Source organism: Stenotrophomonas sp. HMSC10F06, from assembly GCF_001807865.1.
GTDB classification, from domain to species: domain Bacteria; phylum Pseudomonadota; class Gammaproteobacteria; order Xanthomonadales; family Xanthomonadaceae; genus Stenotrophomonas; species Stenotrophomonas bentonitica_A.
In genome coordinates this window covers 50684-64087 of sequence record NZ_KV791308.1, presented here as the reverse complement: position 1 = coordinate 64087, position 13404 = coordinate 50684, and the positions used below count along the sequence as shown (strand labels likewise).

Here is a 13404-nt window from a genome sequence, read left to right as displayed (position 1 = left end):
TACCAGGTGTCGTCAACGCCAAATGTAGTGAATTTCCCTAATCCCTTGCGGCGCAAGGACCGGGCCGGGAAGGCGTCCGACGAACGGTCTGGACCTGTCGAAAGCGAGTGCGCAGTCAAGGCCGAAACGCCGATCGGGGATGCGACGCAGGGGCGCGAAAAACGGAACAGCGGGCCTCACGCGACCCTAACGAATGGCCGCCGGTCAGGGTGACTTCCGACCCGCGCCGGGGTCGCCCCGGGGTGCCACGCTCCGGTTGTCTCCTTTATATGAACGCGACCATGCGCCTGCCCCTGACCGGCTGTCTGATGTTGGGCCTGACCTTGGCTGGCACCACCGCTGCCGGCGGGAGCAAGGGGCCGGAGCTGTCCTCGCGCCAGTGCGGGGTAAGCACGCCCTACAACGTGCTGGTGGACAGCGGCGGGATCTGGCTGCGCAACCGCGACCAGGTGCCGGCGGAGATCTTCTTCCACGATGGCGAACTGAACATCGACCGCCAGCCGATTCCGGTCAGCGACGCCGACGCCCAGCGCCTGCGCCAGCTCGAATGGGGCACCCGCCAGCTGGTGCCTGCCGTGGCCGGGGTGGCCGGGGAGGTCACGGACATCGCCTTCGATGCGCTGGGGGCCACGGTGGAGATCATGACCGGCAGCCGCCGCAAGGCGCGCGAGGTGGAGGGGCTGCGCAGGGATGCCCACGATTACGTTGGCCGTACGCTGGGCCGCGGGATCTGGGAGCAGGATCTGTTCGGCGAGCAGTTCGAGGCGCGCATCGAGCAGGCGGCCGAGTCGATGTCTGCCTCGCTTGCCCGCGGGGTGATGTGGACGATGCTGACCGGCGGCTCGGATCGGATCGAGGCGCGCGCCGAGAAGATGGAGGCCGACCTGGAGCGTCGCATGGACGTCCGAGGGCAGGCGCTGGAGGTACAGGCCCGGTCGTTGTGCACCCAGGTGCTGGCGCTGGATGCGATCCAGCAGTCGCTGGAGGTGCGCTACCAGGGCAAGCCGCTGGCGATGATGGTGATGGACCGCGAGAAGGACGCGACCGCGCCGATCGCGCACGAACAGCCGCGCGGGGACGCGCTGGTGCTGCCCCCGTTGTAGCAAGCATCCACGCAGGGCGTGGATCTACATCACGGCCTATCCAGGCCCGGCGTGGAGCTACGCGCGGTGCGGGGTGCCCAGGTACTCGGCGCTCTGCATTTCAATCAGGCGCGAGGCGGTACGTTCGAACGCGCCCTGCAGGCGCACGCCGGAATACAGCCCGACCGGTGAATCGGTCGCGGTGCAGACCAGGTTGACGTGGCGGTCGTAGAGCTCGTCGATCAGGTTGACGAAGCGGCGCGCGGCATCTTCATTCAGCTTGTCGAAGTGCGGAATGTCGCCCAGCAGCACGGTGTTGAACTCATGCGCGATCTCGATGTAGTCCGACGGGCCGCGCGGGCCTTCGCACAGCGCTTTGAAATCGAACCAGACGATGCTCTTGCCGCGGCCGCGTACCGGAATCTTGCGCGCTTCGATCTCGATGTTGCCCGCCTTGGCCGGTTGCCCACCGCTGAGCTCGGCCCAGCGGCCGGCCAGCCAGGCATCGCTGCCGGCATCGATCGGGGACTGGTACACCGGCGAGCGGGTCAGCGCGCGCATGCGGTAGTCCTCGGTGCCTTCGGCGTACAACTCCACACAGTAGGTCTGCAGCAGCCCGATCGCGGGCAGGAAGCTGTCGCGCTGCAGGCCGTTGAGGTACAGGTTTTCCACCGCGGTGTTGGAGGTGGTCACCAGGGTCACGCCCTCGGCGAACATGCGCTCGAGCAGGCGCGCCAGCAGCATCGCATCGCCGATATCGGTGACGAAGAACTCGTCCAGCACCAGCACGCGCAGTTTGCTGCGCCATTCCTGGGCGATCTTCGCCAGCGGATCGCTTTGCCCCTGGTGCTCGCGAAGGCGCTCGTGGATGCCGCGCATGAAGCGATGGAAGTGGGTGCGGTACTTCTGCTCGATCGGCAGGCCGTCATAGAACAGGTCGACCAGGAAGGTCTTGCCGCGCCCCACCCCGCCCCAGAAGTACAGGCCCTTGACCGGTTCGGGCTTCTTCCAGAATGCGGAAAGGCGATCCAGCCAGCCATCCTGCGCGCTGTCGACCAGCGCGATATGGATGCGGTCCAGCTCGGCCAGGGCGGCGTGCTGGGCCGGGTCGTTCTGCCATTCGCCCCGGGCCACGCCATCGGCGTAGCGCTGCGACGGGGTCATCACGGTGTCGCTCATGCCGCGTCGGGGGCCGCGTCGGGCGCGGGAACCGGCAGCCACTGCTTGACGCCATGGATGAGCGCGCCGCGCAGGTCGACGATCTTGCGGTGGAAGAAGTGGCTGGTATCGGGCATGCGCACCAGTTCATGCGGTGCGTCCAGGCCGTCCAGCCAGTCATAGACCGCCTGCGGATCGACGATCTCGTCTTCCTCACCCTGGATCACCAGCCACTGGGCCGGCGGCTGCATGCCCTCGAAATCCCAGCGCCCGGCGGGCGGCGCGATCGAGATCAGGGTGGTCGGCTGCAGGTCGCCCGCCGCGCGCAGCGAGACGTAGGCGCCGAAGCTGAAACCGGCCAGCCACAGGTCCTGGCCCGGCCGCTGCGCACGCACCCAGGCGGCGACGGCCTTGAGGTCGTCCTGCTCGCCCACGCCATTGTCGAACGTGCCGGCCGAGTCGCCGACGCTGCGGAAGTTGAAGCGCACGGTGGCGATGCCCAGGTCGCGCAGCGAGCGCGCGGCCATGGTCACCACCTTGTTGTGCATGCTGCCGCCCTCGGTGGACAGCGGATGGCAGACGATCGCCACCACCGGCTGCACCGCGACACCGGCCTCGGGCAGATCAACCACGACATCCAGCGGACCGACCGGTCCGTCCAGCGTCAGCGCACCGCTTTCTTGGGGAAATGGGGGATTGTGCATGGCGTCATAATACCGTCCCTCCGCGTGCTTCACCGCCGCCCCCGCCGGGTTCGTACATGCACTATCTGGTTTTCAGTGTTTTCTGCAGCGTGCTGGTCTCGGTCCTGCTGAAGCTGGCGCCGCGTCAGCGCTTGGACATGCCGCAGGTGGTGACCTGGAATTACCTGGTCGCCAGCGTGCTCAGCGCGGTGCTGCTTCAGCCCTCGCTGGCCTCGCTGCAGGCCCCGCATGCACCGTGGGCGGCCCTGCTCTGCCTGGCCGTGGTGCTGCCGGCGATCTTCCTGATGATGGCCCGCGCGGTGACCCGCGCCGGGATCGTGCGCAGCGACGTGGCCCAGCGGTTGTCGCTGCTGCTTTCACTGCTGGCCGCGTTCCTGGTGTTCGGCGAGACCGCCAACGGCTGGAAGCTGGCCGGCCTGGGGCTGGGGCTGCTGGCGATCCTGGGGATCAGCGTGCGCCCACGCGCCGGCGCGGCCGAGCCCAGCGGCGGACGGGCCTGGCCATGGCTGCTGTCCGTCTGGGTGGGCTATGCCCTGGTCGACATCCTGCTCAAGAAGGTGGCGTTGTCGGGCACGCCCTCGATGGCCGCGCTGCTGGCCAGTTTCAGCCTGGCCTTCGTGCTGATGCTGGCGTTGCAGCTCTGGCGCCACCTGCGCGGCATCGCCCGCCTGCAATGGCGCAACGGGGTCGGCGGCGCCCTGCTCGGCCTGCTCAACTTCGGCAACATCCTGTTCTACGTGCGCGCCCACCAGCACCTGCCGGACAGCCCGGCGGTGGTGTTCGCCGGCATGAACATCGGCGTGGTGGTGCTGGGTGCGCTGGTGGGCATCGTCGGTTTCGGCGAGCGCACCAGTGTGTGGAACCGGGTGGGCCTGGCGTTGGCCGTGGTGGCGATCGGGCTGATCGCGTGGGGCACGTGGTAACTGGTTGATGCGGTGCCGGCCAGCGGCCGGCACTACCCGGGCAACGCGACGGTGGCCGGGCGTGCCGGCGCACCCGCGCGGTATCAGCGATCAAACCCCAGCAGCAGCGGATCATGGTCCGAGCTGCGCCACGGACCCGCTTCGTTGCGGTCGCGGTAGCCGACATCGTCAGCCTCATCGGCGTTGATGTGCCACTCCGCGGCCGCGCGCAGGCGCTTGGCCATGCCCGGGCTCAACAGCGCATGGTCCAACCGGCCGGTCATCCCGTTGTAGACGTAGCTGTAAGGCCGTTCGACCTTCGCCACGGCGAACGCATCGCGCCAGCCGGCGGCGTGCAGGGTGCGGATCGGATCTTCCATGGCGTAGGCGTTGAAGTCGCCCAGCAGCACCGCATCGCGGGTGCCGGCACCGGTCGGGTCGGTCGCCAGCCACTGGTCCAGCAGCGTGGCCGAGGCGATCCGGGTGGCATTCCAGCAGGCCTGGCCGTCCTTCTGATCGGCATCGGCGCCGGTCGCTTCCGAGCAACCCTTGGATTTGAAATGATTGGCCACGACCACGAACGGTGCGCCCTTGCCCGCACGGAAGGCCTGCGCCAGCGGCACGCGGCTGCGTTCGCCGAAGGGCTCCTTCTCCAGCACGGCGGGGGCGCCGACCGGGGTCACGCGCGTGGCGCGGTAGATGATGCCGACCCGGATCGGGTTGTCACCGGGGCCCTGCTTCGCGTTGATGAAACGCCAGTCGGCACCCTGGCCCCGGTCCGCATTGAGCGCATCGACGAGCTGGGCAATCGCCGACTGCGGGCCGTAGCCATCGTTCTCCAGTTCCATCAGCGCGGCGACATCGGCACCCAGGGCGTTGATGGTGGCGACCAGCTTGGCTTTCTGCGCCTGGTGTTCGGCCAGGGTGCGCGCACCACGCAGGGTCGGGTAACCACCGCCCTGGCCGTCGCCATTGAAGAAGTTCTCCAGATTGAACGCGGCCACGTGCAGGGCGCCAGCCACCACCGGGACTGCCGGGCGCTCGAGCGCCGGCAGGCTCAGCGGGCGGGTCACCTGCAGACGCGTGTTGCCCTTGGGATCGATACGGACGACGCCTTCCACATTGCGCAGGACCATGCCGGTGCGCAGGTTCGCCGCCGCCGGCAGGTAGGCCACCAGGCCGGGGTCGCGGGCGTCGCTGCCATCGTCGAGCACCAGCCGGCGATGCAGGTTGTCGGCCACCACCTGCGCGTGCCCCGCGGTGCCGGGCGCGGCCACTTCGCTCGGCTGCCACAGGCGACCACCGAAGGCCACGGTCAACTCACCAAAGCGCGACAGGCCATCGGTGCCGGCCAGGGTCAGCGGCGCGGCGATGCGGACCTGCTGGCCATCCAGCGTGCGCCAGTCGGTGGGCGGCGCGGTCAGGGTGACCGTGGCCGACGTGGTCGGCGCCGGGCGCGCCTGCGGCGAGGTGGCGGGCTGCGGCTGGGCGGCATGGACCGCGCCGGACAACGCCAGCGCGAGAGCGAACACGAGGGGGGTACGGCGCATCGGAAGCGGGACTCCAGGGAAGTGCGACAAGGCTAACCACATAAAGTGAAACGCCGCCCTTCGGCGGCGTCGGTGGCCTGATCCGGCAAAGCCGTCATTTCAGGTTGGCCAGCATCCAATCGACCGTGGCATGGATCTGCTCCTCGGTCAGCGCCGGATTACCGCCCTTGGGCGGCATGATGCCACCGTCCGGGCCGGTATAGCCCTCCACTGCGTGCTTGTAGAGCGTGTCCTTGCCCTGGGCGATGCGCGCATCCCAATGCCCGTGATCCAGCGTCGGCGCCTTGCCGACGCCATTGGTATGGCAGGCGGTGCAGAGGTTGTCGTAGATCACCTTGCCGTCGGTGGTGCCACCGTAGGCGACCTGCGAGGCGGCTTTGACCAGCGCGGCGGCATGGGCGGCGGCCTGCGCGGCGGCACCGGTGCTGCCGGCGTACACCGCACCGGCCGGCGCGATGCGCTGCTCGGTACGTTTGGCCGCCATCGGCGAGACTTCAGGGGGAATGCTGGTATGCAGGTAGGCCGCGAAGATGATGAGGCCGAGTGTGATGGCCATCAGCAGCGCGATGACCATGGAAAAGCGTTTCAGGAACTCGAGGTCGTAATTCCGCACTCTCTATACCCCTGGCTGGTAGTCGTTGGACCACGGCTTGTCGGCCGAGTATGACCAGCGTCGGCGGCGCTGCGCAAGCGACCGCCGGGTGTCGCAATGCAGCATCGGCGCGGCTCAGGCGCCCGCGGCACGCAGGCAGAAAACACAGATCGACTCGACCAGCGCATCTTCGTCGCCGTGCGCGTCGCGGCTCAGTGCGGTCGGGCCGACCAGCGCCTCGGTGAACGCGCCGACGATGCAGGCCGCTGCGACATGGGTGTCCTGCGGCGGGAAGGTGCCTGCCTCCACGCCATCGGCGACGATGCGCCGGAACACATCGCCGAACAGACGGCGGCAGCGGATGCGCTCGGCTTCCACTTCCGGATCGACCGGCTCGGCGATGAAGGCATAGGCCAGCCCGGGCCCGGCCAGCGCGCGGCGCACGAAGGCGGTGATCGCCCGGCGCAGGCGCTCCGGCGCGGGCAGCGGCTCGGCTGCGATCGCCTCGAAGATGCGCAGCTCGTGCTCGACGGCGGCGGTGAGCACCTCCACGAACAGTTCGGCCTTGGAAGGGAAGTGCCGGTAGATCAGCCCGGTGGAGACCCCGGCTTCGGCTGCCACGGCAGTGACCGGGGCATTGCGGTACCCGCCGGCCGCCACCAGCGCACGGGTCGCCAGCAGGATGCGTTCGCGGGCGCCGGCAAGGCGTTCTTCCATCAGGGCGGAGCGTTTATAGGCCATTTGTTGATTCTATGTTCAATTTTTGAATTTGTGTTCACTTCTTTGTCGAACCCGGCTACGCTGGGGGTACATCGCCCGCGGGACGGCCCTGTCAGCCCGTCCATCCCTCCCGGCGCGTCCCATCCCTTGTTGTTGCGGAGTCGCCCATGCACGTCCCGACCATGAACTTCGATCTCGGCGAAGAGATCGACCTGCTGCGCCAGAGCGTGGCCCATTTTGCCTCCGCTGAAATCGCGCCGCTGGCGGCCAAGGCCGACGAAGAGAATCTGTTCCCCAATGCGCTGTGGCGCAAGCTCGGCGAACAGGGCCTGCTCGGCCTGACCGTGGAAGAGGAATACGGCGGCAGCGGCATGGGCTACCTCGCGCACGTGGTGGCGATGGAAGAGATCTCGCGCGCCTCCGGCGGCATCGCGCTGTCCTACGGCGCGCACTCCAACCTGTGCGTGAACCAGCTGCGCAAGAACGGCAACGAAGACCAGAAGCAGCGCTACCTGCCCGGCCTGTGCAGCGGCGAGCTGGTCGGCGCGCTGGCGATGAGCGAGCCGGGCGCCGGCTCGGACGTGGTCTCGATGAAGCTGCGCGCGGACAAGCGCGGCGATCACTACGTGCTCAACGGCAACAAGATGTGGATCACCAACGGCCCGGATGCCGATGTACTGGTGGTCTATGCCAAGACCGATCCGGATGCAGGTGCCAAGGGCATCACCGCGTTCCTGATCGAGAAGGGCATGAAGGGCTTCTCCACCGCGCAGAAGCTGGACAAGCTGGGCATGCGCGGCTCCAACACCTGCGAGCTGGTGTTCGAGGATTGCGAAGTGCCCGAAGCCAACGTGCTCGGCGTGGTCGGCGGTGGCGTCAAGGTGCTGATGTCCGGTCTGGACTATGAGCGCGTGGTGCTCTCCGGTGGCCCGCTCGGCCTGATGGCCGCCGCGATGGACGTGGTGATGCCCTACGTGCACGAGCGCAAGCAGTTCGGCGAGGCGATCGGCACCTTCCAGCTGATCCAGGCCAAGCTGGCCGACATGTATGTGGGCCTCAACGCCTGCCGCGCCTATGTGTACGCGGTGGCACGCGCCTGCGACCAGGGCCGGACCACGCGCCAGGATGCGGCCGGCGCGATCCTGTATTCGGCCGAGAAGGCCACCTGGCTGACCGGCCAGGCGATCCAGATCCTGGGCGGCAACGGCTACATCAACGAGTACCCGACCGGACGGCTGTGGCGCGATGCCAAGCTGTATGAAATCGGCGCCGGCACCTCGGAGATCCGCCGCATGCTGATCGGCCGCGAATTGTTCCAGCGCACCAAGTAAGGGCCCTGCCATGACCGTATTGAGCACCCAGCTGCAACCGGGCAGCGACACCTTCGAGGCCAACCGCGCCGCGTTGCAGGCGGTGGTCGACGACCTGCGCGCCACCCTGGCGCAGACCGCGCTGGGCGGCAGCGAAGCGGCACGCGCCAAGCACACCGCGCGCGGCAAGCTGCTGGTGCGCGACCGCATCGATGCCCTGCTCGACCCGGGCAGCGCCTTCCTGGAAATCGCCCCGCTGGCCGCGCACGGCATGTATGGCGATCCGATCCCCAGTGCCGGCGTGGTTGCCGGTATCGGCCGGGTCTCGGGCGTGGAGTGCGTGATCGTGGCCAACGATGCCACCGTCAAAGGTGGCACCTACTACCCGATGACGGTCAAGAAGCACCTTCGCGCGCAGGAGGTGGCCGAGCAGAACCGCCTGCCCTGCATCTACCTGGTGGATTCGGGTGGCGCATTCCTGCCGCTGCAGGACGAGGTGTTCCCGGACCGCGACCATTTCGGCCGGATCTTCTACAACCAGGCCAACCTGTCCGCGCAGGGCATTCCGCAGATCGCCTGCGTGATGGGCAGCTGCACCGCCGGTGGCGCCTACGTGCCGGCGATGAGCGATGAAACGGTGATCGTGCGCGAGCAGGGCACCATCTTCCTCGGCGGCCCGCCGCTGGTGAAAGCGGCTACCGGTGAAGTGGTCACCGCCGAAGAACTGGGCGGTGCCGATGTGCACACACGCATTTCCGGCGTGGCCGACCACATGGCCGACAACGACCTGCAGGCATTGGCCCGGGTCCGCGCGATCATCGCCCAGCTCAACTGGCGCAAGCCCGAGCCGGCGCTGGCGGTGCAGGCTCCGGTTGAACCGCGGCATCCGGCCCACGAGCTGTACGGCGTGATTCCGGCCGATACGCGCAAGCCCTACGACGTGCGCGAAGTGATCCTGCGCCTGGTCGACGATTCGCGCTTCGATGAGTTCAAGCCGCGCTACGGCAACACTCTGGTCACCGGCTTTGCGCATCTGCACGGCTACCCGGTGGGCATCATCGCCAACAACGGCATCCTGTTCTCCGAGTCCGCGCTGAAGGGCGCGCACTTCATCGAACTGTGCACGCAGCGCGGCATTCCGCTGGTGTTCCTGCAGAACATCACCGGCTTCATGGTCGGCCGCAAGTACGAGCACGGCGGCATCGCCAAGGACGGGGCCAAGCTGGTGATGGCCGTGGCCTGCGCCAAGGTGCCCAAGTTCACCGTGGTGATCGGCGGCTCGTTCGGCGCCGGCAATTACGGCATGTGCGGCCGCGCCTACTCGCCCAACTTCCTGTGGATGTGGCCGAACGCACGCATCGGCGTGATGGGCGGCGAGCAGGCCGCCAGCGTGCTGGCCACGGTCAAGCGCGATGGCATCGAAGCCAAGGGCGGGCAGTGGTCGGCCGAGGAAGAGGACGGCTTCAAGTCGCCGATCCGCGAGCAGTTCGAATCGCAGGGCCACCCCTACTACGCCAGCGCCCGGCTCTGGGATGACGGCGTGATCGATCCGGCCGACACCCGTCGTGTGCTGGGCCTGGCGCTGTCGGCCAGCCTCAACGCCCCGGCGAAGAAGACCGACTTCGGCGTGTTCCGCATGTAATGCACGGGCGGTGCCGCCTGGCACCGCCGCCCCTGGCCCGCGCAACGAGACCACCATGTTCACCAAGATCCTGATCGCCAACCGTGGCGAAATCGCCTGCCGCGTCATCGCTACCTGCCAGCGCCTGGGCATCGCCACCGTGGCGGTGTATTCCGACGCCGACCGCAACGCGCGCCACGTGCGCCTGGCCGACGAGGCCATTGCGATCGGCCCGGCACCGGCGCGCGAGAGCTACCTGCGCGGCGACGCCATCCTGGCCGCCGCCCGCCGCACCGGCGCGCAGGCGATCCATCCCGGCTACGGCTTCCTCTCGGAGAACGCCGGCTTCGCGCAGGCCTGCGCCGAGGCGGGCATCGTGTTCATCGGCCCCTCTGCGGCGGCGATCCGCGCGATGGGCGACAAGAGCGCGGCCAAGGCGCTGATGCAGCAGGCCGGCGTGCCGCTGACCCCGGGCTACCACGGCGACGAGCAGATCCCCGAGTTCCTGCGCAAGCAGGCCGACAGCATCGGCTACCCGGTGTTGATCAAGGCCAGCGCCGGCGGCGGTGGCAAGGGCATGCGCCGCGTGGATGACAGCGCCACCTTCACCGAGGCGTTGGCCAGCTGCCAGCGTGAGGCGCAGTCGGCGTTCGGCAACGCACACGTGCTGGTGGAGAAGTATGTCGAGCGCCCGCGCCACATCGAGATCCAGGTGTTCGGCGACAGCCACGGCAACGTGGTGTACCTGTTCGAGCGCGACTGCTCGGTGCAGCGCCGCCATCAGAAGGTGCTCGAAGAAGCGCCTGCCCCCGGCATGACGCCCGAGCGCCGCGCCGCGATGGGCAAGGCCGCCGTCGATGCCGCGCGCGCGGTCAACTACGTCGGCGCGGGCACGGTGGAGTTCATCGCCGGCCCCGATGGCGATTTCTACTTCATGGAAATGAACACCCGCCTGCAGGTGGAGCACCCGGTCACCGAGTGCATCACCGGCACCGACCTGGTCGAGTGGCAGCTGCGCGTGGCCAGCGGTGAGCCGCTGCCGCTGCAGCAGGATCAGCTGCAGATCCGCGGGCACGCACTGGAAGCCCGCCTGTACGCCGAAGACGCCGACCGCGGTTTCCTGCCGTCCACCGGCACCCTGCGCCACCTGCGCCTGCCGGCCAACACCGCACACGTGCGCGTGGACGCCGGTGTCGAACAGGGCGATGCGATCACCCCGTTCTACGACCCGATGATCGCCAAGCTGATCGTCTGGGATGTCGACCGCGATGCCGCGCTGCGCCGCATGCAGCAGGCGCTGGCCGAGTGCGAAGTGGTTGGCGTGACCACCAATGCCGCCTTCCTGCGCCGGCTGGTGATGACCGATTCGTTTACCCAAGCCAAGCTGGACACCGCGCTGATCGAGCGCGAGCAGGCCGCCCTCACCCCCAACGACAACGACAGCGGTCCGGCACTCTGGGCGCTCGCCGCGATCGCCGGCGTGGCCACCAGCGAGGCTGCCAGCCGTGATGCGCGTGACCCGCACTCGCCGTGGCAGGCCCAGGATGGCTGGCGCCTCGGCGCGGCCGCCGCACGCGCGCTGACGCTGGAGCACCGGGGCGCGCAGCGCAGCGTCACCGTGCAGGGCGCGGGAGCGGGCGAACAGTGGACCGTCCACATGGACGGCAACGCGCTGCAGGGCAGCGGCCGCCTGGCCGGTGATGCACTGCGCGTACAGATCGGCGAGCAGCTGCACCGCGCCACCGTTATCCGCGACGGCAACGAGCTGTACCTGTTCGGCAGCGAAGGCGTGCAGCGCTTCACCCTGCATGATCCGGTCAGCGAAGCGGACCAGTCCGTTGCCGATGCCGGCAGCCTGGTCGCGCCGATGCCGGGTCGTATCGTGGCCACGCTGGTGGCACCGGGCACGGCGGTCAAACGCGGCGCGCCGCTGCTGGTGCTGGAAGCGATGAAGATGGAGCACACGCTGCAGGCGCCGGCCGATGGCACCGTGCAGGGCTACCGGGTGAAAGCCGGAGACCAGGTGGGCGATGGGGCGGTGCTGGTGGATTTCGAGGCGGGGTGAGTCACCCGGTTGGCGGCTCGGCAGTGAGTACCGGCGTCCACACCTGGCCGCCGGGGTCGAACTCAGAGGTCGACATCTGCTGTGCGCGCCAGCCTACGCCACACACGGCGAGCGGGCTGAGCTGCATGGGATCCATGCCGAGCACCTGCTCGATATCCTGTTCGTTGATCGCGGCCGTAACAAAGGCCCCCAGGCCCTGTTCGGTCGCGCAGGTCAGCAGCAGCTGCGAGATGTGACCAACATCCAGGATCACCGCGCGGTAGGCCTTGGGATGGTGGCGGTACTTCCAGTAGGTGCGGGCGAACCGGGGTGCCAGCACGATCAGCACCGGCGCATCGGCAAACCAGTGTTGGCCTGCGGTGAACAACGCCGCCAGCTCTGCCATGGACCGCGCATCGGAAGGCAGGGCGGACACGCCGTGCGAGGCAGGATCGTAGTGATACAGACCCGCCTGGAGACCCTCGACATGCTGCACCAGCAAATACGCTTCGGTGGGATGCAGGCCCCCGGCGGACGGTACGTTCTTTTTGAGAAACACCGCGTCTTCTTCGACTACCTGCCGTCCTGTTTCAGCCAGGGTGCGCTGCAGCAGTCGTGACAGCTCGGCCAGCGGCAGCGGCTGCGCCGTATCGAAGTTGCGGCAGGTGCTGCGCTCGCGCAGGCTGCGGTCGAACGCCTCCTCGGGCTGGCGTGGCAGGCGGCGAGGTTCTCCGGCATGGGGAGCCAACGCAGGCGGTGGCGGTCCAAGGTGTGCGCGCAGCCCCGCCGCTGTGTGCAGCCCCGCCGATTCCAGGGCTTTCACGCTGTCCTCGCCCTGCCAGCGGCCCTGCCAGTGGAGCATCGCGGCAGGTCCCCACCACGGCACCTGCCGCAGCTGCGCTTCACGTTGAGCCAACGCGTCGCGATCTGCTCCCTGTGCCTGGACCAGCCCATGCGTCAGCAGGTAGCGAAGATCGTTGTCATCTTCCCCGGCGGGCCATGGCTCCCATCGCTCCGGGTCGAGACGTCCCAGCAGCAGCACCTGTGACTCAGTGAGCTCGACCGGCGCCGGCAGGTGCGGTGCCAGCGCCGTCCAGACACTGCGCAGGGTCATGCCCGTGCCACCGGATACCAGCGCGCGCAGATCGAACGAGGTCTGCTGTCGGGGCTCGAGGTAGAGGGTGCGGCATCGGCGCAGGTGGAGGGTATCGTGCATGGGCAGCCAGAAAGGGAAGCATCGCGTGTTCCAGTGTGTCGGCCGGGATCGCCAAAGATGAAGACCGATGATCACCGAATGACTCAAGCGCTTCACGGGCAGGCCGCTATCGATCGCGGATGTAACGTCATACCCCGGCCTGCGCGTACGCCCCCTCCTTCCCTCCGCTATCTCCGAGACATGCCACATGACCAGCACTTCTCCGCCGCTTTCCTCCAACGATGCCGTGCAGCTGCTGGATCTGCTCAGCAGCGACGACGCGTTCCGTACCCTGTTCCAGGCCGATCCCGCTGCCGCGTTGGCGACCATCAGCGCCGAGGCGGGCGCGGCATCGTGCGACTGCGAATCAGGAGGTCCGCTGGCCAGCAAGGAAGAATTCCAGGCCGCTCGCACGCGCCTGCTTGCCCACCTGACCGCCACCAGTTCCTTCAGCTTTCCGCACTGTTTCGTCAGCGGTGACATCGACTCGCAACTGCAGCGCAAGCCGCAGCCCTGAGATCTGGCG

The 13404-nt window shown here is 68.2% G+C and carries 12 protein-coding genes; 6 read left to right on the top strand and 6 right to left on the bottom strand.

The genetic code is table 11. From position 1 onward, the window contains the following. Window positions 1-281 precede the first annotated feature (281 nt). Complete coding sequence (locus HMPREF3113_RS17285; protein ID WP_083298848.1) at window positions 282-1103, top strand: DUF2884 family protein; 822 nt, start codon at window positions 282-284, stop codon at window positions 1101-1103. Window positions 1104-1160: 57 nt separating this feature from the next. Here HMPREF3113_RS17285 and zapE read toward each other — a convergent pair whose 3' ends face one another. Both zapE and HMPREF3113_RS17275 read right to left on the bottom strand, forming a co-directional pair. Continuing rightward, window positions 1161-2261 (bottom strand): cell division protein ZapE, encoded by a 1101-nt coding sequence (zapE, locus tag HMPREF3113_RS17280; RefSeq protein ID WP_070474325.1) that lies wholly within the window; start codon window positions 2259-2261, stop codon window positions 1161-1163. Beyond that, a complete protein-coding gene (locus HMPREF3113_RS17275) occupies window positions 2258-2944 on the bottom strand; it encodes an alpha/beta hydrolase (protein WP_070474322.1) in 687 nt (228 codons plus the stop codon). The genes zapE and HMPREF3113_RS17275 overlap by 4 nt, the downstream gene beginning before the upstream one ends. Before the next feature lie 56 nt (window positions 2945-3000). Here HMPREF3113_RS17275 and HMPREF3113_RS17270 point away from each other — a divergent pair, with 56 nt between their 5' ends. Beyond that, window positions 3001-3867 (top strand): EamA family transporter, encoded by an 867-nt coding sequence (locus tag HMPREF3113_RS17270; RefSeq protein ID WP_070474319.1) that lies wholly within the window; start codon window positions 3001-3003, stop codon window positions 3865-3867. Between the two features lie 83 nt (window positions 3868-3950). Here HMPREF3113_RS17270 and HMPREF3113_RS17265 read toward each other — a convergent pair whose 3' ends face one another. The 3 genes from HMPREF3113_RS17265 to HMPREF3113_RS17255 all read right to left on the bottom strand — a co-directional run bounded on the left by HMPREF3113_RS17265 (window position 3951) and on the right by HMPREF3113_RS17255 (window position 6729). Further along, a complete protein-coding gene (locus HMPREF3113_RS17265) occupies window positions 3951-5396 on the bottom strand; it encodes an ExeM/NucH family extracellular endonuclease (RefSeq protein WP_070474317.1) in 1446 nt (481 codons plus the stop codon). A 94-nt stretch (window positions 5397-5490) separates the two neighbouring features. Further along, complete coding sequence (locus HMPREF3113_RS17260) at window positions 5491-6009, bottom strand: c-type cytochrome (protein WP_070474313.1); 519 nt, start codon at window positions 6007-6009, stop codon at window positions 5491-5493. Window positions 6010-6123: 114 nt separating this feature from the next. After that, window positions 6124-6729, bottom strand: a complete 606-nt coding sequence (locus HMPREF3113_RS17255) for a TetR/AcrR family transcriptional regulator (protein ID WP_070474310.1) — start codon at window positions 6727-6729, stop codon at window positions 6124-6126. Window positions 6730-6875: 146 nt separating this feature from the next. Between HMPREF3113_RS17255 and HMPREF3113_RS17250 the strand changes: the two genes are divergently transcribed. The 3 genes from HMPREF3113_RS17250 to HMPREF3113_RS17240 are packed head-to-tail and all read left to right on the top strand — an operon-like array spanning window position 6876 to window position 11704. Continuing rightward, a complete protein-coding gene (locus HMPREF3113_RS17250; protein WP_019184850.1) occupies window positions 6876-8039 on the top strand; it encodes an isovaleryl-CoA dehydrogenase in 1164 nt (387 codons plus the stop codon). Between the two features lie 10 nt (window positions 8040-8049). Then, complete coding sequence (locus HMPREF3113_RS17245) at window positions 8050-9660, top strand: carboxyl transferase domain-containing protein (protein WP_070474306.1); 1611 nt, start codon at window positions 8050-8052, stop codon at window positions 9658-9660. A 55-nt stretch (window positions 9661-9715) separates the two neighbouring features. Then, complete coding sequence (locus HMPREF3113_RS17240) at window positions 9716-11704, top strand: acetyl/propionyl/methylcrotonyl-CoA carboxylase subunit alpha (RefSeq protein WP_070474497.1); 1989 nt, start codon at window positions 9716-9718, stop codon at window positions 11702-11704. Between the two features lies 1 nt (window position 11705). Here HMPREF3113_RS17240 and HMPREF3113_RS17235 read toward each other — a convergent pair whose 3' ends face one another. Further along, window positions 11706-12899, bottom strand: a complete 1194-nt coding sequence (locus HMPREF3113_RS17235; RefSeq protein WP_070474303.1) for a putative peptide maturation dehydrogenase — start codon at window positions 12897-12899, stop codon at window positions 11706-11708. 187 nt (window positions 12900-13086) lie between these two features. On the opposite strand from HMPREF3113_RS17235, the gene HMPREF3113_RS17230 reads away from it, so the two are divergent. Continuing rightward, on the top strand, window positions 13087-13395 hold the full coding sequence (locus HMPREF3113_RS17230; protein WP_070474300.1) for an NHLP-related RiPP peptide: 309 nt from the start codon (window positions 13087-13089) through the stop codon (window positions 13393-13395). The last annotated feature ends 9 nt before the right edge of the window (window positions 13396-13404 follow it).